The following is a 23426-nucleotide window of genomic DNA, read 5'->3' as shown; positions in this document are numbered from 1 at the left end:
GATAGCTCCTTTTGACAAATTCTTCACCGCATATACCAAAATTTCCTCATTGTCGGTTTCGGCGATTGAAACTATACGAGCTATTTTGTGCATACTGATTTCTCCTCTGATAAATGATGTGCGAAGCTCAGAGAGATTTTCCTCTTCAAGCTTCCTGTCTATCTGAATTGCACGTTGCACTTGGAGTTTGCTCAGCCCTGCTATCTTCGCCCCGAACTCAACTACTGTCTCAAATCCTTTTTTTTCATAAAGTTTTCGTCTATTAACTTCAGGGATTAGGCCGATGAATTTGCGTTTCCAGTGGAGGACATTTTTTCCAAAATTTTCACATAGACCGATGAGCTCTTTGTCAGAAAGTTTTTCAATGATAAAAGTTTTTTCCATGAGTTTTTAATTAAAAAATAAAGATGTTTTTGAGATAGAATTATAACATTCACTCACCATCTTTGGTCAAGGGTAAGACGCTGGAAAGGACTAGCCACAAGCCAAGGAACACAACTTTAAGTTGCGCCAAAGTACAAATATTGCACGGTGAGTATTGACTTACTTTTGCGCCATGCCATATCATAAATACAACTGTGTTCCACCTAAATATGAAACAACAGCCTAGCATCCAAGTATCAGGCGACCTAAAATCATCAACCTGTCACCCAAGCGAACCTTTACCTACTCAAATGAATATTGTACAATCCGAAAGGTTACAAGCCATAAAAAGTCGAAATAGATACAGGCGCAAAGGCTAGATCAAAACTACAAGCACCATAACGAAACTTCATAAAATGAACTCAGTACGTAATTTACAAATCGTTTCACTCTATTTTTTACTCGTAACAGGGCTAATACATTTTTTTAGCGGACTTATGTATGTAAATGATTATTATGAAAGAATAACTCTAATAATAAATAAAGTTAGTGATTTACCATTTTTGGTCGCAGGGCTTTTTTACCTTGGAGTAAGCATAAAACTAAACATAGACCCTGAACCGAACAAAAGGCTAGACATCACAATCACAGCTATAGGGGTATTTGTATTCATATGTGTACTATTGGTGAATTTATTACTCAAAGATAAATTCTAATACTATGAAATCTCAGAAAAAAGTAATGATCTTTGGAACCTTTGATTATTTTCATGCGGGACACGAAGACCTAATCAAACAAGCAAAAAAACATGGCGATTACTTGATAGTAGTAATAGCAAGAGATGGCACTGTTGAAAAAATCAAAGGCAACAAGCCGGATCACAATGCGAAAAAAAGACTATCTATACTAAAAAAACATGAACTCATAGATAAAGCTGTCATTGGCGAGAAAGGAGATAAACACAAAATAATTCTAAAATATAAACCAAATGTCATTGCCCTCGGCTATGATCAATTCGTATTCACTTATACATTAAATAAACTTATAATTGATAATAAGTTGAATACTGAGATTGTAAGGCTCGAGGCATACAAACCGGAGGTATTCAAATCTTCAAAAATAAAAGCAAAATTAGCCAATGAGACTTAAAAACATATTTTCGTTTGCAGTTACAAATCTATGGCGCAATAAATTCTTATCACTTGCGACTGTTATTATAATTGCACTGATACTTTTTACTTTTAATATAATTCTTTCTATTCACTTAATTGCCGAAACAGGGCTCGATGACATACAACAAAAAGTAGATATTATCTTATATATAAAAGATGATGGGGAACCACTCCAAATCGAAAAGTTTATCGAAGAAATAAAAGATATAGAAAGTGTAAAAGAAGTTGTCTACACCTCAAAAGAAGATGCCCTCAGAAATCTGCTAAATAAATACCCAATTGCTATAGATCCTTTTTCAAAATACTCGATCGAAAACCCTCTACCGGCAAACATAAACATAATCACTTACAGCGTAGAAAATCATAGCGAAATACTCGAACTAGCTGATTCAAATAACTATAGAAATTTATTTGTAAGCCTTAAAGAAAGTACAGAGAACCAAAAAATAGTAGGTAAACTTGTAAAAATAACCGATAGTAGCAAGCGCATACTTATAAGTACGCTCATAATTTTTGTAATCGCAAGCATACTCATCGTATCCAACGCGATAACTCTAAGTATATATTACAAAAGAAATGAATTAGATGTTATGAAATTAGTTGGGGCGTCGCCGGGCGCCATGCGCGCACCATTTGTAATAGAGGGCATCGTCTATGGATTTGTTGGTTTCGTTAGCAGCATGATTTTACTCTACGGATTTCTCAGAGTAACCGAGCTCGATCTAATATCATTTTCACTCAATGTTGAATTATTTCAATTCGTAATTTTAGAACTCACCTGCTGTGTACTAATAGGTTTGATCAGTGGAGTTCTAAGTACTGAAAAATATTTACGCATAAAAAAATAAAAAAATGCGAGAAATAAAAACACACGGATTTATATTAAAAAAAATACCGTACCAAAATGAAAAAACTCAGCTTTTTTCTGTAATGACGAGTGATTTTGGGAAAATAACATTAAGCGCTATGCAGTCAAAAAGAATCCAAAGCAGCCTGCGAGTACTTAGCCCACTTAATATATGTGAATTTGAAATTTACAAATCAGGCAATGGTTATTACAAAACAAGAAATGTAAATCTCGTTCATTCTTTACTTGATCACAAGAACGGAAATCAAATTAACACTTTAGATATAATTCAAAAACTATACGTACTGGCAGAATTAATTCACATCACAACAGAGGAAGAGGAGCCAAACAACAGGCTATACACCCTACTCACAAAAACAGCAATTATCATACAAGAAACAAACAACGAATTAATATTCGAATCTTTTAAAACAAAGCTTCTCGACCTAAGTGGGAATCTGCCAAATCTTAAATACTGCCTCGCATGCAAAAAAAAATGCAGCAATGATGCCATTTGGATAACTGAAGAAAACCTTCATCTATATTGCGAAGAGTGTATACCAAAAGAAACTATGGAACCATGCAAACAATTAAGTCTCGATAGCTTAAAATTATTACACTATATAAAAGATAGTGGTTTTATAAACATTCTCCGAATAGAATCAAACGACAAAGCATTGCAAATGCTAAGATATTTAAATGATCTTCTTCTGACACAAATATTACAATGTGCACTCAAGACAACTCAAAAATCACTTGTCGGTATTAACTGATTTTTCGTATATCATACACCCCTTCCAGATTTTCCAACTTCAACATAATATCTTGCAGTTCATCCAAATCTTTTACTACCAAGAATAATTTACGAACAACTCCATCAGAAACCTTTGCAACCGTAGATAGCTCTTTTTGATTGGGGGTGAATTGTTTTAGACGCTCCCATATCAAACCACCCATCTCAGGAGTATCATCTGTTTTTATTTCAAGTATAACATAATAACCTTCATTTGATTCCCATTCGACAGGGATAAATCGCTCACTCCCAAGTGCGGAAAGTTCTTCACATTTTTGATCATGAATACGCACACTTTGGCCGCGTCCAACATAACCAACTATAGGCATACCAAAACTGGGACTACAGCATGAAGCAAAAACAACCGGTATATCTTTCTCACCGGATATAACAACTTTTGACCCCTTGCCACTTACATCGGACTCTTTAAATTTAACAATTTTTACAGGTTTAATATTCTTCTCTGTCAAAAGTTCATCTTGTGGCAACAATTTTTTCAAAACTTGCTTAGTTGAAAAATGACCGTTGCCTATAGACTCAAGTATAAATTCACGCGCCTTAAAAGAAAGATCTCGTCCATCATAATTTTTTAGCATATTCAAACCCGGATCAAGCAAAGGCTTATTGAGTTTAGTTAATTCTTTATTCAAAGAATCTCGCCCTAATCGCAAATTATTCTCACGATCCTGTTCCCTAAACCAACTTTTTATACGATATTTAGCTGAATGCGTCTTAACAAAAGAAAGCCAATAATGACTTGGAAATGCATCTTTTTTTGTAAGTATCTGCACTACATCACCATTACTTAATTCAGAATCCAACGGAACTATATTTCCATTAACTTTTGCCTGAACGCAACGATTCCCAACATCTGTATGAATCATATAAGCAAAATCAATTGGAGTTCCACCTTGAGGCAAATCCATAACATCACCATTTGGAGTTAAGACAAAAATCTGATCTGAAAAAAGATCAAGTCCACTGGTAGGAGTGCCCTCTTCGGTGTCACCTTCAAACTCCTTATGCAGATCTGCTATACCCTGCAACCATTCAAGTTGAGTTTTTACTCTTTTGGTTTGAGATCCATTCACTTCATCTTTGACGGCCGTGTGACCTGTTCGACTTTCTTTGTACCACCAATGTGAAGCCAATCCATATTCAGCTTCATCATGCATTGAACTGGTACGTATCTGTACCTCAGTCGGTTCATCACGAACATCCGGAGTAAGTCCAAGGATCGTCGTATGCAAACTACGATAACCATTTACCTTCGGCACTGCTATATAATCTTTAAAACGCCTGGCTATAGGTCTCCACCTACCATGTATAAGTCCAAGCACCGCATAACATTGAGCCAAATTACTTTCAATATCTTTTGAATCTTCCTCTTCCAAAACTATACGAAGTGCAAATATATCAAATATATCGCTAACACTCATTTTTTGCTTTCGCTGCATTTTTTTATAAATACTATAAGGGTGTTTCATGCGTCCGGAAATATCAGCCTTAATACCATGATCTTCAAGCAAACCATTTAATGCCTGCGTGGCCCTCCCTATATATTTATCGCTTATCTCCTCATATTGAACAAGTTCATCTTTTATCCTTTTAAAATCTTCCGGATACAAAACTTCAAAACAAATATCTTCCATAAACGACTTGATACTATAAATACCAAGCCTCGTCGCTATTGGAATATAAATATCCATTGCAGTATGACACAATTCCACAAGATCTGGATTCTCATCTTTGAGACCGTGCTCTAGTTCCGATAATTTTTTCACAAGTAAAACAGTCACCACTCTAAAATCCTTTGCAAGAGTTAAAAACATTTTACGCAAAATTTCCGGCTGAGTGTTTTTATTAACCTTTAATGTAAAAACATGATTTATAGCAACTATCATCTCAGCAACTTCCCTCCCAAATGTTTTTTCTATTTTTTTAATTGGAATGTTTTCCTCAATTACATACTCATGAATAAGGTATGCAATCAAAGACACTTCATCAGGTTGAAGAGAAAGCATTAATTTCAGATGCTGCATACATACAACATTATCACCACCTATAATATTTATGGCTTTCCCAACCATATCTAAATCAAGATCTTCGTTTATCTTTGCTATTTTTTCTATAACTGTAACCATAATAAAAATCATCTAATACGGCATGAGTATAACAAAAGAACCTAAAAATAAAAGTTCATTTAGCGGAGGTGTTTTTTTTACTACAGAGCAGATTCGGGAATAATCAAATCTATATCGGAACCTTGCACATCTATAACCTTAACTCCCTTTATAAGAGCCTCACGATTAAATTCAACATCACGGATACGCACATCAATAGCATCTAAAAATCTTTGCATATATTCTTCGATTTTATCGAGCGCGCGGTAGCGCGCGCGAATATCAACGCTCTGCTTTGCCAATTCTGTAAACACAACAAGATGATCGCTGGTAGCCTGTGGATTATTTGCAGACAAATTTGCAAAATATTCATCTTCTTCAATTTGTTTCTTAGCAGTAATTGCATCAAATTCACCCTGTAAAACAACTTTACGATCCTTAATAATCAATATAGAGCTACCTGCTTCTGCAGACATTAATTTCATATCAGATATAAAACTATTCAAAGTACGATTTCTATCATTTGAACTATTTAACATAGCTTGTATATTTGTTTCATACAAAACTCTAATACGTGAAAGTATGTTCACATATTTCACAATATTTTCATCACTTGGAGAAACATCTATTCCGGGAACATTAGGTACAATTTCATCTTTACCTTCCGCAGCTTCAAGACCGACTTTAAACCCGGTATATAAACTTGGTTCAATCCAGCCTGCAGGTAATACCTCATCTTTATCATCTTTTTTCACTTCCTCCTTCACAGGTTCTTTAACTACTTCTTTTTTAGGTTCTTCTTTCACAACTTCAACCTGATTATCAGATTTATCATTAGATAATACACTCAATAAAAACTTACCTCCATAAATCAATCCAACTATAAGTCCGATTATCACAACAAATGCAACAATACATCCGGTAATCTTCTTTCCATTTATATTCGCATTAGCTAAGAAATTCTTAAGTGGATTTTCATCATCATCTTCCTCTATACCTTCAAAAGGATCTATATCATCATCAACCAATGACCCTTCAATTACTTCAGTTTCTTCTTCATCAGCATCTTTTTCAAGATCACTCGACATTTCTTTCTTCGATTCAGGTACAACTGGCGATGCCTTTTCAACTTTAGTTGTAACAGATGGAGCTGGCGTTATTGGTTTAGAATATTCCAACACATCATCTTCCTCTTCATCTTTAGCAACTACAGGTCTTTGCACTTCCTCAAGTGGAGCCCACGGATCAAAATCATCTTCTTCTAATTCATCATCAGAAAAAATTGGAGTTTGTTTCGCAAGATCCTCAAGCGTCATAGGCTTTTTCGGTGCCTCCGGCACAGCAGGTGCAACCGGCATCGGTGATGAAACGGGAGCCATTGGCATAGACATTGGTATCCCTGGCATCGGTACAAGTGGCACTGGCGGCTGAGGAAACCCTCCAGACCCAGTGTTTTGTCCTCCGGGAACAGGTATACCAGCCCCTCCGAATTGTTGATCACCTTGGTCAGTCATATATGTATTATTAATCTACTTATTCTAGCATAAAACAACCTAAACTTTAAGTCACTAAGAGGCGATTATACTACTTTTCAGCAAAAAATCAACCCTGAAACTACTCTTCTGCCTCATCACAACCAACTGCGCTAGCAAATTCATCATCATAACAAACTTCAACAGGACTATTCATATATTCATCCGCAACGTGCGTACAAAAAGTAAGTGGGTTTGGCTCATGTAACAAAGCTCTGCGCGCAAACCAATCGTAATTTGAGACATCTATACCTTCTATTTGACCACTATATTCACATGAGTACGTTTGTCCACTTTCAAGATCATACTGACAAACAACCTGCAAAGAACATGTGAGCGATACTCCATCAACAAAAACTGAAGAACACCACTCCCCACTAACCGGACAGTCATTATCAAACAAAAAATCTTCTGCAAGAACATCATAAGTACCTACAACAATGAGCTCACAATCCCCATCAGAATAACATACTTCATACTCTTCTTCGTATTCTATCCCGGGATTCTCGGAAAAGTCATCATCACTATAATCATCAGAGCAAGCCAAAGCTAAAGCAAACGTAGCAATTGTTAACGGATAATATGCAGGATATTCATGTAAATCTTCACACAAATCTGCAAAATTATTTATACCACTATCTCTTAACTCTTTTTCACGAGCACGAGCCTCTTTATTTTCTTTATCAATCCTACGCAATTCTTGTTCTAACCTAGATCGTGTAGTTCTTCTTGGCTTATTCACTTGATCAGGAAGGCCAACACCTTCTACAGAACCAACTGACTCAATTTTAGATTCAGAAAAAACAAGGGCCGAAACGGTGAGTACAGTAGCTAGACATAATGCCGGAACCACCCTTATTTTCATATGTACTATAACAAAATATACAGTCCCAAATCCTACCCTATCCCAAAACTTTGTCAAATCAATTAAATTACAACTATCCAACAATTTTATTTAAAGCCAAGCAGTAATTGGAAAAGTGTTTTGATAGAGCCATTTAAAATCAATAGAATATCATGCGTTGCATCTTGATTTATAAAACATAATAAAATTAATTTTTAACCGAACACTCTATGGACCTTTCAATCGGAATATACGCGATCATTGCGAGTGGAATAGCACTTATATTCTCACTTTACTTGATCATCAATGTACTTAGTATGGATACTGGAACTGCACGTATGAAAGAAATCGCTCAAGCGATTCAAGAAGGAGCAATGGCATATTTAAATCGTCAATATAAGACGATCGCTATTTTTGCTATCCTTATATTCTTACTACTTGGAACATTTATACCTGCTGGAGATTATAACAACGGATATATGATTGCCGTTGGATTCCTGGTCGGATCGTTTTTCTCCGCACTTGCAGGTTATATAGGTATGGCAACTGCCGTACGTGCAAACGTCAGAACTACACAAGCTGCAACAAAAGGTCTAAAACAAGCACTCAATGTTGCATTCAAAGGTGGCGCCGTAACCGGGCAAGCAGTAGTTGGCCTAGCACTTCTAGGAGTTGCAGGGTTCTACTATGTATTCACTGAGTACATGGGAGTACCTATAGACGCAGCACCAAACCTACTTATAGGATTCGGATTTGGAGCATCTCTTGTTTCATTATTCGCACGTGTCGGTGGAGGTATATTCACAAAGGCAGCTGACGTTGGAGCTGATATCGTAGGTAAAGTAGAAGCCGGAATTCCTGAGGATGATCCAAGAAATCCGGCAGTTATCGCTGACAATGTTGGGGACAACGTTGGAGACTGTGCCGGTATGGGAGCTGATCTTTTTGAAACATACGCAGTAACACTTATTGCAGCTATGATTCTTTCTGCATCAACCGTTACAGGAGCGCTTGGACAAGCAGGTATCGAATACCCACTTGCACTTGGTTCCATAGCAGTTATCGGATCAATCCTTGGAACTTTCTTTGTACGCGTAGGTAAGGATAACAATATTATGGGAGCTCTATACAAAGGTATGATCGCTGCAGGTGTACTATCTGCAATAGGATTCTACTTCATAACAAAAGAAATGATCGGCGATATGATGATATTCTATGCTGCACTAGTCGGACTAGGAGTTACTTTATTCATCAATGTAATTACTGAATACTACACTTCAACTAAATTTTCTCCGGTTAGAAAAATCGCAAAAGCATCTGAAACAGGAGCTGGAACAAACGTAATCATGGGTCTTGCAGTAGGACTTCAATCAACTGTAGTACCGGTTATTATTATCGTAATTGGTATAGCTCTTGCGTACCACTTCGGGGCGAATTCAATTTTACAAAATGGTATATATGGAGTCGCTATCGCTGCTGTCGCTATGCTTTCTACAACAGGTATGGTTATCGCCCTTGATTCATACGGACCTATTACAGACAATGCGGGAGGTATCGCTGAAATGGCTGATCTTCCGGCAAAAGTTCGCAAAAACACTGATGCTCTAGATGCAGTAGGTAACACTACAAAAGCTGTAACAAAAGGTTACGCTATCGGTTCTGCGGCGCTTGCTGCTATCGTACTTTTCCAAGCCTACCAAGAAGAACTTCTAAAAGGTGGATCTGGAGAACACCTTTCATTTGATCTAAGTGACTACAGAGTACTTATCGGTCTATTTATCGGAGGTATGCTACCATTCTTATTCTCAGCCGCATGTATGCAAGCTGTTGGCGTCGCAGCTCACGCTGTTGTTGAAGAAGTAAGAAGACAATTCAGAGAAATCAAAGGAATCATGAAAGGTACTGCAAAACCGGACTACGCAACTTGTGTGGACATCGTAACCAAAGGAGCTTTGAAACAAATGATCTTCCCCGGGCTACTTGCAGTATTAACTCCTTTGTTCGTAGGATTTGTACTTGGACCAATCGTTCTGGGAGGTATGCTCGTTGGTGTTATCGTAACAGGACTTCTAATGGCACTTAACATGTCAAACGGTGGTGGAGCTTGGGATAACGCAAAGAAATACATCGAAGACGGAAACTATGGCGGAAAAGGATCAGAAGCACACAAGGCGGCAGTAGTTGGAGACACAGTTGGTGATCCATACAAAGACACAGCAGGACCTGCCCTAAACGCCCTAATCAAGGTTATCAACACAATTGCACTTATCATCGCCCCAATGATCGCAGGATGGAGCTTATTGAATTGGTAAGGCGATTTATCGCCTATATAGTATGAGAAATTATAAAAGAGGAGCCTTACGGCTCCTCTTTTTGATGAAAGTCAAAATCCAGTGCTCACATCTTGCAGTACTACAAAAAATCATATATACTACCAAATGTATATCGATAACGATTTCGTATGACACCAGTTACAATATCTCCAAAGTTTCAAATAGTCATTCCAAAAAACATAAGGGAGGGAATGGACTTAAAACCAGGGATGAAATGCGAACTCATAAGATGTGGTGGGACTATTAGAATCGTACCTGTAGTACCTATCACCGAACTACGTGGCGCATTCAAAGGAATGGACACAACAATTATAAGAGAACCTGATAGAGAATTATGAATAATGTGATTGATTCATCTGCATGGATAGAGTATTTCGTAGACACGAAAAATGCTCCAAATTTCGCAAAAGCCATCGAAGATACCGATTGGCTAATTGTACCGAGTATAGTAGTTTTCGAAGTTTATAAAAAGCTACTAAGCTACGGCAATGAAGAAATGGCACTTAAAGCTCTAGCATCTATGAGGAGCGGAATGATCGTCGATCTAGATGAAGAGCTAGCGATAATGTCCGCCAATCTACAAAAGAGGCACTCACTTCCAATGGCAGACGCCATAATCCTTGCAACGGCAAGATTCTTCAATGCAACCCTATGGACGCAAGATAGTGACTTCAAAAACATAGAAGGGGTGAAATATTTTAAGAAAACATGATTTCACATTCACAAATAACTACTCACGCGACACCTCATATTTCTCGTCCCCTGAAGTACAACATTCAGCGACCATTTACACAACTTGCAAAACCACACAATCCCTCTATAATAACCTCAACAAAAATAAAATATCAAAAACCAAAAGAAAAATGTACTCACTCAGTGGCACAATTATTGCGTACGAAGATAACTTCGCCAAGATCCAAACTAAAGATTGTAGGATTTTTCATGTACCAAAATCTATAGCCCCACATGGGATTGGGGAGGAGATTAGGATAGAAATAAAAACTCCGGACGAACAAAGACAAGGGGACATCGCTATCAAACGAGAACTCCTACTAGAATTAATCAACTAAAAAAGCCCTCAGATTTTACTTCGAAGGCTTTTTCTATATTTAAGTTAAGACTATCCTTCTTCCGTCTGCTTTTCTTTCTTTTCCTCTCTATTAGGATCTTTATTGTCTTTTACACTTCCACCCTCTTCCTTACCATCATCCTTCACCGCCTCCATAGCAGCAGCTGCTGCTGCAGCGTCTTCAGCATCCTCAGCGGCAAGCTCGTCTTCACTCTTTGGAGCTGTAACTGTCGCGATTGCTAATTCAGGATCATCTGTAATTTCTACAGTCGAAGGAACTTTAAGATCACTTACGTGAACAACTGAATGGAAATCAACAAGTAGTGATAAATCAACTTCAATCTCATGTATAAGATCTCTTGCAAGACATTTAACGTTTACTTCACTTAAACTATCCATCAATGTACCACCCATCTCTCTAACGGCAGGTGATGTACCTACGAAAACCAAAGGAATCGAAGTACTTACCTCTTTATTCATATCTACAGAGATAAAATCAACATGTATAAATCTATCACTAACCGGGTCAAACTGCATATCATGGACAAGCACCTTGAGCGGCTTACCATCTACAGTTAAATCCATAACAGTATTTTGTCCACCGGCTTTAAAAGCCCTTCTGAAGTCTTGATAATCTAGATCAAAATCTAAATTCTTAACTCCATTACCATAATATGTGACAGGCAATCGGTCTGCTTTACGCAAGTGATTAAGCTTTTGACTCTTATCACGTACCTTCGCCTCAAGAACTATTGTTTCCATTACTATATCTTTAAAAAAGCGCATGGATTCTAACGAAATGAATTAAGGAGTGCAAGCTAAAATAAACACAAAGAACCAAAAAACTTATTCTGGACGATATTATTCAACTACTATACAATGGCTGCGATATAAAATTATTTAATAAACAGCAGCAAAATGGGAATGTTTGACCAAGCAAAAGACCTATACAAGCTTCAAAAAGAAGCGAAAAAAATCAAAAAAGAGCTTTCTAATATGCATATTGAGGCGGCTCAAGATGGCGTGACGGTAATTATCAACGGTGAGCAACAAGTTATCAAAGTTGAAATCAGCGATGAAGCAAAGGGTAACTCAAGACTTGAAACTCTTTTAACAGAAGTATTCAATAAGGCTCTGAAGAAATCTCAAGAAATAGCTGCTGAAAAAATGAAAGCTATTATGGGTAACCTGGGACTTCCGGGCATTGGGTAATTATTAATATATAAGTATGGCATATCGTCGCAGACGGAAAAGACGACAACCTTTTATGAGGTTTTTAGTATACATGGCGATAATCGCAGTGTGCTTTTTCGGAACAAAATATTACTACACACAAACTATGCTTTCCCCGGTAGACATAACAAATGAAAGCAAGGTGGCATTTGAAATTTCAAACGGAGAAAGCTTAAAAGAAATCAGCGAAGGGCTAAAAGACAAGGAGCTAATTAACAGCCCATCTGTCTTCAGATCTTATTTGAAAAGAAAAAAAATGGATATCAATGTCAAAGCTGGAAACTTCATCCTGAATCGCGCCATGTCTGCACAACAGATAGCAGAGACTATAACAAACGACAAAGTTGCGGAGGAAGCTGTAACCATCCAAGAAGGACTAACAGTTGCACAAATAGACGATAAACTTTCCTCTGCTGGACTGATAAGCAAAGGCGAACTTATAAATTTCTCAATCAACAATTTGACAGAAGAAGAGGTGTCAGAAATCCCATCTGAATTCTTAAACATTCTTCAAGAGAACCATTCTAATTTAGAAGGACTGCTGTTTCCAGACACATATTTTATAAATCGCTCTTCGTTTTCACTGAATGCTTTTGTCATAAGACTAATAAAAACAATGAACTCAAACATTACTGATGATATGCGCAAAACATACGAGACATCAAGCAGGGACCTATATGAAATATTAAATATGGCATCAATTATAGAAAGAGAAGTCCGCACAAAAGATGACATACCTCTTGTCGCAGGAATACTATGGAAAAGATATGATTCAAACTGGGCCCTCGGAGCTGATGCAACAATCCTATATGTGACACAGGGAAGCACTTTAACATTAGAAGAACTCGACATAGACTCAGCATACAATACACGAAAATTTCTAGGTCTCCCACCTACCCCAATATCAAACCCTGGAATCAGTAGTCTCAAAGGTGCAGTTTACCCTAAATACAGCGATTATTGGTATTATCTAACTACTCTCAATACAGGAGAGGTGATATATGCAGAAACAAACGAAAAACATAACATCAATAAAGCGAAATATTTAAAGTAGGATATTGTCGGCTTCGCCACTTTATTTCGCACAGCAAGCATTTCATGCGCTGTGCGTATTATTTTTTCTCGATAGTAAATGTAAGCGAAAGACTTCTTTCACCTTTAGCATTTTCTGTATAAACGTTATATACGTTTATGCCTGTTTTCAAAGTACCGATTGATGATTTAGCATAATATACCCACTGCGTGCTACCAGACTCATACAAAGAAAGTGGCCATCCATTCACTATTACTTTAGAAACGTCAGAGGCTCCACCTGTAGAACCATTTATAACAACCCTATCGGATGTTGTGAGGAAATAATTCTCACGAGTCTTCTCCGCCTCTTCATAAGAGCTAATCTTTGGCTGAGTTTTTGTTATAGAGTTAGCGGAAGCAACCGGCTCTTCAGTTACTGACATACTAACAACTTCCTCTGGTGGAGTAATGGCTTCATCTATTACCTCCGGTTTATCAACCGTATTCTCAATGACTGATGCATCCTCCTCTTCATCACCCATCGCCACTATAAACATTTCAACCGGATCTGAAACCAAGCCATCACTATTGTAAGCCTGTACAACAAAACGATTCTTACCGGATTTCAAATTCCCAAAATCAAGTCCGGCTGCATAATTCCAAACACCGGAACCGGGTACAAATTTTGATAATTGATAAGGAGTCCCTTTCGGATCATCATAAAATTCAGTAACTATCACCTTTGTAACATCGGAAGAGACAGTACCTTTTAGGTAAATACGCGTATCTTTTAATTCATATGGGCTAGTAGCCGGATTGGTAATAGTTACTTTTGGAGCTGGTACATTGATGGCAGGAGCTCCTGAATTACCATCCACAGTATCTAAACTTTCAGTTGCAGGCTCAGGATTAAGAACACTATCTCTCTGGTCTTCAGCTTTTTTTGGCACACTCTCCTTGGTATAAAGAGTTGGCGTTTCATCTTCACGAATATTCCACAAATACCACTCGGTAACTCTCCAATAATCATCCGTTGATTCCAATAAATTTACAAATTTACGAGCCTGCAAAGCCTCTATGTCAGAAGCGCTCACACTTACTTGCTGCCCGATCCCAATAGAAACAGAATCCAGTAACTCTGGATCATCCGTGAAACTATCGTAGACCATAGCCTTCACCTCACCTTCTGTAACACGTACAAATTCGGGGTCAACTATCGAAACTGAATAACGAGTACCAAGAGAAGTTATATCTAAGTGAGGAGTAAATACACGGAATTTCAAATTTTCATCAGTTTTTTGTTCGTTTAACCAAACTTCACCTGATATTAAACGTATCTCAACTCCAATGGCTTTTTTTTCAACTTCAATTTTTTGTACAAGTAATTCTGTTTCTTCATTTATCCTGAGTCTACTCCCATCATAAAATTCAAGTACAGCATAAGAATCTTTACCGGTACGAAGGTGATCACCCTCCCATATCAAAGCCTGATTATATGCCTCATGCCAAACATCCTGACCCCATGGCTGAAATTCAACCTTACCCCTCTCTATATATACAAACGCCTGGTTTCTTTTCGTCTCATCAGTTTGCATGCGAAGGCTCGAAACTATCTGTACAATCAATACCAAAATAACAAGCACACACAATATAATAAGAAATGGCGTAAAAAAGCCTCTCTTCTTTTTACGTCTTCGATTACTGTAATATAAATTATCCATGACAAAATTTTTGAAATTTCAAGGCTAATATAGGAAAAACCCACGATCTTCGCAAGTGGAAAAGCTATGCTGGCGCGAGACTTACTACAATCCCATCTCTCTTTTAATTGCATTCACATCACGTACAAGTCTTTGATCATATTTGAGATAACCATTCATTTTATCACATGCATGCATAACAGTAGTATGATTACGCCCTCCAAACTCTTCTCCGATATGCTCATAAGACTGATGTAATTCTTGACGTATAAGGTACATACAAACCTGTCTTGGAATCATGAATTCACGTTTACGACCGGATCCTACGATATCTTCAGCGGTAACATTAAAATAAGCTGCAACCAATTTCACAACTTCTAAAATGTCAGTAATAATAGCGACCTCACCCTGCTCTACAAAAGACCTGTGCTCCCTCATGGGACATAATTTATCCATGATATTTGCAACAAATTTAACTGTAGGCATAGAATTTTCTAATTCCGCCTGAGCCATAGCCTGCTTAAGCACTCCTTCTAATTCACGCACAGAGTTTTGACAGTGATAAGCGACGAACTCCAAAACGTCAACCGGTATCAATGCTTCATATTCCTGAGCCTTTCTCTGCAATATAGCAAGACGTGTCTCATAATCAGGAGCCTGTACATCAACTATCATCCCCATCTCAAAACGATTCACAAGCCTATCTTCCAATCCTGATAGTTCTTTTGGTGGACGATCTGAAGAAATGATAATTTGCTTATTCATATCATAAAGCTCATTGAACGTATGGAAAAATTCAACCTGTGTACTATCCTTATTAGCCAAAAATTGTATATCATCAATTATAAGACAATCTACATTTCTATATTTTTGTTTAAACTTCTTTGAATCATATTTTCGAATAGCCTCTATTATCTCATTTGTAAATTTTTCAGAAGTCACATAAACGACTGTTTTTTCAGGAAAATTCTCTAAAATCTCATTGCCCATAGCTTGGAGTATATGCGTTTTACCAAGCCCTACTCCACCATAAACAAACAAAGGATTGTAAGTAGACCCTGGCTTCACTGAGACCGCGCACGCGGCCGCGTGCGCTAGCCTGTTCGCAGGCCCAACAACATAATTATCCAATCTATATTTTGGATTCAAACAACGACTGGAAATTCCCTCTATCAATTTAACTTCATTTTTATTTGGCAATTTACGAGTCTTTTTAACATTGATCGAAGATATTTTATTAACATCAACTTTGTGTGCATGGTCTTTTGCAGACAAGCTCGAATGAACCTCTATATTGAGAGACTCTATTGTGTTATCCAAAGTTTTCGCAATTTCAAGAAGAGTATCGTAGTACTTGCTAGCCATCCAATCTTTAGCAAATGGATTTGGCACACCAATAGTCAAAACTCCACCTTCATTTTTTAGAACAGCAGTGTCCTGAAACCATGTAACAAAATGAGCCCTTTTCATACGAGGTTGAAGAAGTTCGAGAAGCGATGACCAAAGCTCTTTATAGTTCATAGGGTGAATATGAATGAGGATAAAAATACAGACGTCCTGAACGTCGGGCTTTGCATTCTATAGCCTTACAAAAAAAAATCAAGGACTTTAAAGTATTAGGTTACTTGGCTTCCAACAAGCCAAATCATACCTGGGAAAGATATTAAAAAAACATTCAAAACAGCCTCGCAATGTCATTCCAAGTAATCAAAACTATAAGTAAAAGTAAAACTGCAAATCCAATAGCATGTATCATAGCTTCAAATTTATGATTTATCCTACGACCAATAATTGATTCGATTATAACAAATACAAAACGTCCTCCATCGAGAGCAGGGAAAGGTAGAATATTCAAAACCCCAAGGCTCAATGAAAGTATAGCCGCGAAGCGGATAACGGCCATAAAGCCGTCTTGCACAGAAAGATAAGTCATCTGCGCGATACCAACCGGACCTGATACGGAATCCGGAACTTCACCGGAGCTCAAAACTCCGGCAAATACATTTCCCATCATCTTTGCCGTAAGCAATGATACATTCTTAATTTCTCCAAATGCTTTAAAAGGAGCTTTCAACAATCCATATCGCTCAGCCTTAATATCCAATACCGAACTTATAAGAAAAGATTCATAAAAATCTACATCTATACCTTGAGTAGATACCATTGGGCTGAGCGCAACTCCTATTAAACCATTCTCATCAGGGGTCACATCAATATTTATTTGCTCTGAATTTCTCTCAAAAACATAACTCAAAGTCGGTTTATTAACAGCCTCAGTCTCCGTTACAAGCTTCACAGCCTGTGGCTCAAAAACCTCGATACCTTCAATCGAAACAAATACATCTCCAGCTATAATTCCGGATTTTTCAGCAGGCGAGTCAGGAAGGATTTTGTCTACAATGGTACGTCCAAAACTAATATCTGGAGCAACTGTTCTTATCGCTCCGGATCTGAACACATCTATACCTTCAATTTTACCGGCATATAAAAATTGAAGAAAATCAGCCTCTCCCAAAACCTCTCTTTTGTTTATACGAAGAATAACGTCACCTTTTTCAAGTAACAATGGCTCTATATTTTTTCGTACAACCGCACGTGGTACGTTGCTAACCGGAAACAGCTCAAAAGCGCCATCCAATTCCGCCTTTTTAACAGTATACTTATGGTCAATTGACCCACCCATATTGTACCCTATGGGTCCAACCGGCTCGCTGAAGTGACGTACCCTCACCGACACCTTATCACCATCTAGCCCTGCAACATAGGCATCCACATCAATCACCTGAGACACTAACTTATCATTAATTGAAAGAATATAGTCTCCGGGATCAGCTTTCAAAACCGCACTTTCTTTTTCAAAAACATGATAAGGACTCATTTCAATATCACCTTGATGTATGTGGTCCGCAAATTGATCATAACCGACTATCAAAGGTTCCAATCCAAAGAAAAGACCAAAAGTAAGAAGGACCCATGCAAGTACAAAATTCATAAATACCCCTCCAAGAACTATTGTTGTTTTCTGCCAAGGAGTTTTAGTCAAGAAACTTTGCTTTGATTTATCAGCACGGAATTCATTTGGATCTTCTCCAAACAACCTTACAAATCCTCCAAAAGGAATCCAATTGAGAGAATAAAGAGTGTCACCTTTTTTCTTTCCAAACATCCGAGGAGGCAGTCCAAATCCAAATTCATCCACGCGCACACCCGCCCTCTTCGCCATCCAAAAATGACCAAACTCATGTACCAAAATAAGTGCAGAGAATATAATTATAAAAGCTATTATCGAAATTAATATAGATATCATTTGTAGTATAATTAAATATAAATTTATTGAACAAATTACAGCTTCATAACCTCAACTTCTTTCGCTCTGGACAAGTCATCAATTTGACCATTTACAGCATCAACTTTATCTTGAAGTTTCTTTTCTGCACCGGTCCTCTCATCTTCAGATATTTCTTTATCCTTTTCTCTATTCTTAAATACCGTCATTGCATCTTGCCTCTTTGTACGAATTGTAATCTTAGCCTCTTCAGCCATCTTGTGAACAACTTTAACCAGCTCCTTACGTCGCTCTTCTGTAAGTGGTGGAATATTCAAAAGAATAGACTCACCATTGTTATTAGGGTTAAGACCTATGTCTGATTCACGAATAGCTTTGTCTATAGCTCCTATAACAGATTTATCCCAAGGTTTTATAGATATTGTCATAGCATCCGGAATACTTACTGAAGCGATGGCTTTCAAAGCTTGAGACCCACCATATACTTCAACATGAAGATCTTCAACCAATGAAGATGAAGCTCTACCTATACGTAGCTTACCAAATTCCAACTTCAAATGTTCAAAACATTTCGCAAAAGCCTCTTCGGCTGTTTTTAGAGTTTCTGAAACTGACATATTTATTTAATTAAATTGTATTTTTTAAATTATGATATCACTGTCCCAATATTTTCACCTGCAACAACACGCTGAATATTACCCTTTGAAGTCAAATCAAATATAATAATAGGTAGCTTCGAATCCTTGCAAAGAGAAACTGCAGCTGAATCCATAAACTCAAGATCCATACCAAGTACATCTGTATATTTCATAGTATCAAACCTCTTTGCATCATCAAACTTCTTTGGATCCTTGTCATACACTCCATCAACTTTAGTAGCTTTGAGAAGTACATCACAATCCAGCTCAAGAGCTCGGAGGGCGGCCGCGCTATCTGTGGTGAAATACGGATTACCGGTACCACCGGCACATATTACAACTCTACCTTTTTCCAAATGTCTTATCGCACGACGCCGAAGATACGGCTCCGCCACCTGCGGTATATTTAGCGCACTACATACCCTCACATAAACTCCCTGATCCTCAATAGCAGACTGCATCGCAACCGCATTCATAATAGTCGCAAGCATTCCCATGTAATCACTACTCACACGATCAATTCCGGACCCGGTGTTATCTCTATATCTCCAAATATTCCCAGCGCCTATAACCACCACAACCTCAACCGCCATCTTCGCCACTTCAACTATCTCTCCACACAAGTTATGCAAAATATCAAAATCAATACCATTGTCCTGATCCCCCAGAAGCACTTCTCCGGAAAGTTTCAACATAACTCTTTTGTATTTTGATTTGGTTGTCATAAATTTGTTAGCTTCGCCTCTTTATTTCGCAAGGCAAGTTTCACGCCTTGCACACCTACGCAATTTTATGGAATGAACCTCGCAAAGTAAAGCTGAATAATCTATAAGCTATAACTTAGGAGGAGTCGACGAGGCTACGTCAGGATAAAATCGGACCTTTTTACCATGAACCATAAGATCAACCGGCTCAATTAAATCCTGACTCGGATCAAGTGGCGATGTAATACCTCCGCAGCAAATCACTGAAGCGGAAGAACCATTTGCAACATGACGACTAACCGATTCAGAAGGGGATGTACGACGAACAAAATGACCGTCATGATAACATGATGGCTTAACTGTAGAAGAATATGAACAAGCTCCACCCATATCAGGAGCTGAGGCACAAAAAGCTCTCCCTGAAACAACATGCACAGAGCCATCTTCGCGACATTGCAATACACATGAAGGTATAGTTAGAAGCTCCCCGGCAAAACTATCCAATGGCAAAACAACAGACTCGCTATTAGGTGGATCTAACAAATTCATCACTTCACCAATAATAACTCGCGCCCCCCTCCGGAGTAAACAAATTTTCGTCAAAACTCCTTTCAAACGATCAAGAGCAACTCGCTGACCGGGAACAACAGACAAGCTGTCATCCGATCTACGAGATAAACTCAAAACAGTCATAAAGAAAAATTAAATCCTCTTAATTAAGAATTCTACTCCGAAAACAAATTAAGTCAAAAAAAATAAAGCTTGACCCAAGTAATCAACTACTTAGGCACCTCCGCCAAGGAATACAAACGCTATAAGAACACCAAGTACCACACCTCCAAGTACGAGTATAACTCGTTTTTTTTGTTCATCATCAACTAAATCAGCATTTGCAAGATCAGCTATCAAGTCAGCGGGAATAATAACATCTTCATTTTTGTTCTTTTCCAAAATATCCTCAAAACTGTGAGTCGCAACCAACCTTGCAAAATTCGGAAATTTCATCTTAACAAGTGTAGTTGCTTTGACTTCAGTATTCCCAACTTTCTCCACCTGTTTCGCTAATTCATGATGCTCAAAATTCTCATCATTTCCAGATGAACCTTCAGTCGGAATAATTTTCACATCCATATCTACCATAAAAAAAAATTAGTAATCAATCGTTAATCATTTTAAGAGAGTATAAGAATTAAGGCAAGTAATAGTAAAATTCAGAACCAATTAAAAACTCAAAAACTCCCTACCGAGTTTATTGCGTCCTTTTTCAGATTCTTCTCCCGCGAAATTCTCAATCACATGACCAAGCTGCTCTGCAACGGACAAACACAGTCTGATTTCATCATGATTAAAATCTTCGTCTTTATCCCACATAACAATCATTCCATTTAATTTCCCTTTGAGATCCTTTATCCCCAAAAACAAATATTTACTGTGGATTTTATAATGAGTATTCAATCCTTTGAGCTCAGCTTTTATAGAATCATAGCCATCAATTTCTTTTGGGAAATCCGGAAATTCTCCATCGAACCCGTATTCGGCAATTACCCTTTCTGTATTCAAATTTTCATTTAGCAAAACAAATAAAGCTTTTTCATTTGAAGTTATACTAACTAATTGTTCAAGCACACCTTTTGCAACACTATCAATACCTTTGACGCCATCTGCAACCAATCGACTAACTTCATATAATACAAGAAGTTCTTTGTTTGCATGCCGAAGTCGTTCATTTACAACAGCAAGCATATTTGAAAGAAAAGTAATCGCTATATCATTGTTATTTTTAAGAAGTTCAAAAAAACGACTTTTATCAATTTTAAAAAGTCGAGAATCAGAAAGAGCGCGAACCCCAGCTCCACGTGGTTCATTCGAAAAAAGAGAACCCTCACCAAAGAAGTCTCCCGAACCGAGTGTGTCCAGAACTTTTTCTTTTCCTATTTCTTTATCGAGTACTTTTACAACTTCAACAGCACCCAGTCCAATAATATAAAAATCACTGCTTTTATCACCATCATGAAAAATAAAGTCACCGGCCTTCACAGATACATCCTCAATCATAGCAAGTGCACGAAGTACTTTTTGCATCCCCGGATCATTTATATTTCCAAATAAATTTTGAATAGTCGAATTCATAGTTTACTTTTTAACATTTCAATATCTCTAGCTTTGGCAAGTGCAATTTCAGGCTCAATAATTCCTTCGTTTACAAGTCGAGCAAGATCATCATCAAGAAGAGTCATACCTTCAGCTTGCCCAATCTGCATCATAGAATAAAGCTGATGAGTTTTACCTTCCTTAATACAATTCGAAATACCATCGTTCATCAGTAAAACCTCGTATGCACAGACTCTACCTTGACCATCTTTGCGTGGCACAAGCGTCTGAGACACAACACCTTTGAGGGCAAGTGACAACTGAGTCATAACCTGTTTCTGTTGAAATTCAGGGAAAGCATCCACAATACGATTTATAGTTTGAGGAGCATCCTGCGTATGCAAAGTTGAAAAAACCAAATGCCCAGTTTCAGCCAAAGTCATCGCAGCCATCATAGTCTCAAGGTCACGCATCTCCCCAACCATAACGACATCTGGATCTTGCCTCAGACTTGATTTGATCGCACTCGGGAATGATTTTGTATGAGACCCCAGTTCACGCTGAGTCACCACACTCATTTGAGATTGATGCACAAATTCAATCGGATCCTCTATAGTTATAATATGAGCTTTTCTTTCTTTATTTATCTTATCGATAATCATCGTAAGCGTTGTCGATTTACCGGATCCTGTTGGTCCGGTAACTAACACAAGTCCACGTGGCAAATTTGCAAAATTCATAACAATCTCCGGTACTCCAAATTTAAGTCGATCCGGTATAGCGTCAGCAATCAACCGAAAAGCCATAGCTGGCCCATTTTTCTCCGTATAAAGATTCACACGGAACCGCACACCGGGCCCATCCGCTTCCATCTCACCGCCGCCGACCGAAGTACGGAATGTAAAAGAAAAATCCACTTCCATCTGATTTTTGAAAACCTCCATTTTCTCCGGCGGAGTAACCATTTGCGCAACTTCCTCGACATCCTGAACCGTAAGCGCCGGAACATCCGGCGAAATATACACATCTCCGTTCGGAAGCCTCACGATTGGCGGCTGTCCGACCATGATATGAACATCCGGCGCATTGTGCTCTTTGACTTCTTGTAATATCCGCTTAATGTCCATTTCAAGGAATTTATAATTTAAGGACGGGGCGTCCGTCTCACATATTCAAATATTCTTTATATTTTAGCAGAAAAAAGCCGAAATGACCAGACCTCAATGGTAAATCTGAAAGTAAGTCAAAAAAAACCTACGAACTAGCTCAAAATGGGCTTGGCTTGCCCCGCCGTGGCGATTGTACAACATCACGTACATTTCCCCGTGACAGCACTACTTTTTGTACAACATCTTGTACATTTTCCACCGCCAGCAGTAGTTTTTGTACAACATCACGTACATTTCCCCGTGACAGCACTACTTTTTGTACAACATCTTGTACAAAAGTTACCGGTACCGGCAAAGCTAAACCATCATCCAATGACTATGTCCAACAAGAACTTTAAATTCTAAAAAAATCACACTTCAAATTTTAAAGAATTTTGGCTTAAGGGAAAATTTTGCGGGCTAAAATATTGAGTTTTATGCTAGAGTAAGCTCTTAACCCTTAATATTTTTTGTTATGCAAAAAAAAATGCCCAAAATGCCTCAGTTTTAATACTAAAAAGAACGGTAAAAGAAAC

At 37.9% G+C, this 23426-nt stretch carries 24 protein-coding genes; 10 read left to right on the top strand and 14 right to left on the bottom strand.

Annotated features, from left to right (window positions below; all coding sequences use genetic code 11):
• Positions 1–384, bottom strand: a 384-nt coding sequence (locus Q8P68_02255; GenBank protein MDP4007992.1) for a hypothetical protein, incomplete at its 3' end; no start/stop codon positions are given.
• Positions 385–779: 395 nt separating this feature from the next.
• Here Q8P68_02255 and Q8P68_02250 point away from each other — a divergent pair.
• Genes Q8P68_02250 through recO form a run of 4 tightly spaced genes read left to right on the top strand, consistent with a single transcriptional unit; the run spans position 780 to position 3155 of the window.
• Entirely contained in the window at positions 780–1079 is a 300-nt protein-coding gene (locus Q8P68_02250) for a hypothetical protein (protein ID MDP4007991.1), read from the top strand.
• 4 nt (positions 1080–1083) lie between these two features.
• Positions 1084–1512, top strand: a complete 429-nt coding sequence (locus tag Q8P68_02245) for an adenylyltransferase/cytidyltransferase family protein (GenBank protein MDP4007990.1) — start codon at positions 1084–1086, stop codon at positions 1510–1512.
• Positions 1502–2383, top strand: coding sequence for a permease-like cell division protein FtsX (locus tag Q8P68_02240; protein MDP4007989.1), 882 nt, complete (start codon positions 1502–1504; stop codon positions 2381–2383). The genes Q8P68_02245 and Q8P68_02240 overlap by 11 nt, the downstream gene beginning before the upstream one ends.
• A 4-nt stretch (positions 2384–2387) precedes the next feature.
• Entirely contained in the window at positions 2388–3155 is a 768-nt protein-coding gene (gene recO / locus Q8P68_02235; protein MDP4007988.1) for a DNA repair protein RecO, read from the top strand.
• Here recO and Q8P68_02230 read toward each other — a convergent pair.
• The 3 genes from Q8P68_02230 to Q8P68_02220 form a co-directional block, all read right to left on the bottom strand.
• Positions 3148–5319, bottom strand: coding sequence for a RelA/SpoT family protein (locus tag Q8P68_02230; GenBank protein MDP4007987.1), 2172 nt, complete (start codon positions 5317–5319; stop codon positions 3148–3150). The two genes, recO and Q8P68_02230, sit on opposite strands and share 8 nt — an antisense overlap.
• Positions 5320–5399: 80 nt before the next feature.
• The gene (locus Q8P68_02225; GenBank protein ID MDP4007986.1) at positions 5400–6812 is read right to left on the bottom strand and encodes a hypothetical protein; all 1413 of its coding nucleotides are present in this window, start codon (positions 6810–6812) and stop codon (positions 5400–5402) included.
• A 100-nt stretch (positions 6813–6912) separates the two neighbouring features.
• Positions 6913–7752 carry a hypothetical protein gene (locus tag Q8P68_02220; GenBank protein MDP4007985.1) on the bottom strand — a complete coding sequence of 280 codons (840 nt, stop codon included), beginning with the start codon at positions 7750–7752 and terminating at the stop codon, positions 6913–6915.
• Between the two features lie 152 nt (positions 7753–7904).
• On the opposite strand from Q8P68_02220, the gene Q8P68_02215 reads away from it, so the two are divergent.
• The 4 genes from Q8P68_02215 to Q8P68_02200 all read left to right on the top strand — a co-directional run bounded on the left by Q8P68_02215 (position 7905) and on the right by Q8P68_02200 (position 11077).
• Complete coding sequence (locus Q8P68_02215) at positions 7905–9986, top strand: sodium-translocating pyrophosphatase (protein ID MDP4007984.1); 2082 nt, start codon at positions 7905–7907, stop codon at positions 9984–9986.
• A gap of 149 nt (positions 9987–10135) precedes the next feature.
• Complete coding sequence (locus Q8P68_02210) at positions 10136–10345, top strand: AbrB/MazE/SpoVT family DNA-binding domain-containing protein (GenBank protein MDP4007983.1); 210 nt, start codon at positions 10136–10138, stop codon at positions 10343–10345.
• Entirely contained in the window at positions 10342–10719 is a 378-nt protein-coding gene (locus Q8P68_02205; GenBank protein MDP4007982.1) for a type II toxin-antitoxin system VapC family toxin, read from the top strand. The genes Q8P68_02210 and Q8P68_02205 overlap by 4 nt, the downstream gene beginning before the upstream one ends.
• Positions 10720–10870: 151 nt before the next feature.
• Entirely contained in the window at positions 10871–11077 is a 207-nt protein-coding gene (locus Q8P68_02200) for a hypothetical protein (protein MDP4007981.1), read from the top strand.
• Between the two features lie 50 nt (positions 11078–11127).
• Here the strand turns inward: Q8P68_02200 and Q8P68_02195 are convergent, their stop codons facing one another.
• Positions 11128–11838 carry a 50S ribosomal protein L25 gene (locus Q8P68_02195; GenBank protein ID MDP4007980.1) on the bottom strand — a complete coding sequence of 237 codons (711 nt, stop codon included), beginning with the start codon at positions 11836–11838 and terminating at the stop codon, positions 11128–11130.
• 156 nt (positions 11839–11994) lie between these two features.
• On the opposite strand from Q8P68_02195, the gene Q8P68_02190 reads away from it, so the two are divergent.
• Both Q8P68_02190 and mltG read left to right on the top strand, forming a co-directional pair.
• Complete coding sequence (locus Q8P68_02190; protein MDP4007979.1) at positions 11995–12288, top strand: YbaB/EbfC family nucleoid-associated protein; 294 nt, start codon at positions 11995–11997, stop codon at positions 12286–12288.
• Between the two features lie 16 nt (positions 12289–12304).
• Positions 12305–13363, top strand: a complete 1059-nt coding sequence (mltG, locus tag Q8P68_02185; GenBank protein MDP4007978.1) for an endolytic transglycosylase MltG — start codon at positions 12305–12307, stop codon at positions 13361–13363.
• Between the two features lie 58 nt (positions 13364–13421).
• On the opposite strand, the gene Q8P68_02180 is transcribed toward mltG, so the two are convergent.
• From Q8P68_02180 to Q8P68_02140, 9 genes are all read right to left on the bottom strand, one after another.
• Positions 13422–15044 carry a FecR family protein gene (locus Q8P68_02180; GenBank protein ID MDP4007977.1) on the bottom strand — a complete coding sequence of 541 codons (1623 nt, stop codon included), beginning with the start codon at positions 15042–15044 and terminating at the stop codon, positions 13422–13424.
• Positions 15045–15128: 84 nt separating this feature from the next.
• Positions 15129–16544: a chromosomal replication initiator protein DnaA gene (gene dnaA / locus Q8P68_02175; GenBank protein ID MDP4007976.1), complete on the bottom strand. Its 1416-nt coding sequence runs from the start codon at positions 16542–16544 to the stop codon at positions 15129–15131.
• 154 nt (positions 16545–16698) lie between these two features.
• Positions 16699–18330 carry an RIP metalloprotease RseP gene (gene rseP / locus Q8P68_02170; GenBank protein MDP4007975.1) on the bottom strand — a complete coding sequence of 544 codons (1632 nt, stop codon included), beginning with the start codon at positions 18328–18330 and terminating at the stop codon, positions 16699–16701.
• A gap of 35 nt (positions 18331–18365) precedes the next feature.
• On the bottom strand, positions 18366–18926 hold the full coding sequence (gene frr / locus Q8P68_02165; GenBank protein MDP4007974.1) for a ribosome recycling factor: 561 nt from the start codon (positions 18924–18926) through the stop codon (positions 18366–18368).
• 29 nt (positions 18927–18955) lie between these two features.
• Positions 18956–19672 carry a UMP kinase gene (pyrH, locus tag Q8P68_02160; protein ID MDP4007973.1) on the bottom strand — a complete coding sequence of 239 codons (717 nt, stop codon included), beginning with the start codon at positions 19670–19672 and terminating at the stop codon, positions 18956–18958.
• A gap of 108 nt (positions 19673–19780) precedes the next feature.
• Positions 19781–20344 (bottom strand): hypothetical protein, encoded by a 564-nt coding sequence (locus Q8P68_02155; protein ID MDP4007972.1) that lies wholly within the window; start codon positions 20342–20344, stop codon positions 19781–19783.
• A 90-nt stretch (positions 20345–20434) separates the two neighbouring features.
• Entirely contained in the window at positions 20435–20791 is a 357-nt protein-coding gene (locus Q8P68_02150) for a hypothetical protein (GenBank protein ID MDP4007971.1), read from the bottom strand.
• Positions 20792–20872: 81 nt separating this feature from the next.
• Positions 20873–21781 carry a cyclic nucleotide-binding domain-containing protein gene (locus tag Q8P68_02145; GenBank protein MDP4007970.1) on the bottom strand — a complete coding sequence of 303 codons (909 nt, stop codon included), beginning with the start codon at positions 21779–21781 and terminating at the stop codon, positions 20873–20875.
• Entirely contained in the window at positions 21778–22869 is a 1092-nt protein-coding gene (locus Q8P68_02140) for a PilT/PilU family type 4a pilus ATPase (GenBank protein MDP4007969.1), read from the bottom strand. The genes Q8P68_02145 and Q8P68_02140 overlap by 4 nt, the downstream gene beginning before the upstream one ends.
• Positions 22870–23426 lie beyond the last annotated feature (557 nt).

The organism is Candidatus Peregrinibacteria bacterium, from assembly GCA_030700255.1.
Taxonomy (GTDB): Bacteria; Patescibacteriota; Gracilibacteria; order UBA1369; family JABINC01; genus JABINC01.
The sequence above is the reverse complement of the archived record's forward strand: the minus strand, read 5'-3'. Positions and strand labels throughout refer to the sequence as shown.

Excerpts from the sequence above, each read along its gene's own strand:
- Q8P68_02250 (MDP4007991.1), top strand. The coding sequence starts at position 780 with ATGAACTCAGTACGTAATTTACAAATCGTTTCACTCTATTTTTTACTC.
- Q8P68_02245 (MDP4007990.1), top strand. The coding sequence starts at position 1,084 with ATGAAATCTCAGAAAAAAGTAATGATCTTTGGAACCTTTGATTATTTT.
- Q8P68_02240 (MDP4007989.1), top strand. The coding sequence starts at position 1,502 with ATGAGACTTAAAAACATATTTTCGTTTGCAGTTACAAATCTATGGCGC.
- recO (MDP4007988.1), top strand. The coding sequence starts at position 2,388 with ATGCGAGAAATAAAAACACACGGATTTATATTAAAAAAAATACCGTAC.
- Q8P68_02230 (MDP4007987.1), bottom strand. The coding sequence starts at position 5,319 with ATGGTTACAGTTATAGAAAAAATAGCAAAGATAAACGAAGATCTTGAT.
- Q8P68_02225 (MDP4007986.1), bottom strand. The coding sequence starts at position 6,812 with ATGACTGACCAAGGTGATCAACAATTCGGAGGGGCTGGTATACCTGTT.
- Q8P68_02215 (MDP4007984.1), top strand. The coding sequence starts at position 7,905 with ATGGACCTTTCAATCGGAATATACGCGATCATTGCGAGTGGAATAGCA.
- Q8P68_02210 (MDP4007983.1), top strand. The coding sequence starts at position 10,136 with ATGACACCAGTTACAATATCTCCAAAGTTTCAAATAGTCATTCCAAAA.
- Q8P68_02205 (MDP4007982.1), top strand. The coding sequence starts at position 10,342 with ATGAATAATGTGATTGATTCATCTGCATGGATAGAGTATTTCGTAGAC.
- Q8P68_02200 (MDP4007981.1), top strand. The coding sequence starts at position 10,871 with ATGTACTCACTCAGTGGCACAATTATTGCGTACGAAGATAACTTCGCC.
- Q8P68_02195 (MDP4007980.1), bottom strand. The coding sequence starts at position 11,838 with ATGGAAACAATAGTTCTTGAGGCGAAGGTACGTGATAAGAGTCAAAAG.
- Q8P68_02190 (MDP4007979.1), top strand. The coding sequence starts at position 11,995 with ATGGGAATGTTTGACCAAGCAAAAGACCTATACAAGCTTCAAAAAGAA.
- mltG (MDP4007978.1), top strand. The coding sequence starts at position 12,305 with ATGGCATATCGTCGCAGACGGAAAAGACGACAACCTTTTATGAGGTTT.
- Q8P68_02180 (MDP4007977.1), bottom strand. The coding sequence starts at position 15,044 with ATGGATAATTTATATTACAGTAATCGAAGACGTAAAAAGAAGAGAGGC.
- dnaA (MDP4007976.1), bottom strand. The coding sequence starts at position 16,544 with ATGAACTATAAAGAGCTTTGGTCATCGCTTCTCGAACTTCTTCAACCT.
- rseP (MDP4007975.1), bottom strand. The coding sequence starts at position 18,330 with ATGATATCTATATTAATTTCGATAATAGCTTTTATAATTATATTCTCT.
- frr (MDP4007974.1), bottom strand. The coding sequence starts at position 18,926 with ATGTCAGTTTCAGAAACTCTAAAAACAGCCGAAGAGGCTTTTGCGAAA.
- pyrH (MDP4007973.1), bottom strand. The coding sequence starts at position 19,672 with ATGACAACCAAATCAAAATACAAAAGAGTTATGTTGAAACTTTCCGGA.
- Q8P68_02155 (MDP4007972.1), bottom strand. The coding sequence starts at position 20,344 with ATGACTGTTTTGAGTTTATCTCGTAGATCGGATGACAGCTTGTCTGTT.
- Q8P68_02150 (MDP4007971.1), bottom strand. The coding sequence starts at position 20,791 with ATGGTAGATATGGATGTGAAAATTATTCCGACTGAAGGTTCATCTGGA.
- Q8P68_02145 (MDP4007970.1), bottom strand. The coding sequence starts at position 21,781 with ATGAATTCGACTATTCAAAATTTATTTGGAAATATAAATGATCCGGGG.
- Q8P68_02140 (MDP4007969.1), bottom strand. The coding sequence starts at position 22,869 with ATGGACATTAAGCGGATATTACAAGAAGTCAAAGAGCACAATGCGCCG.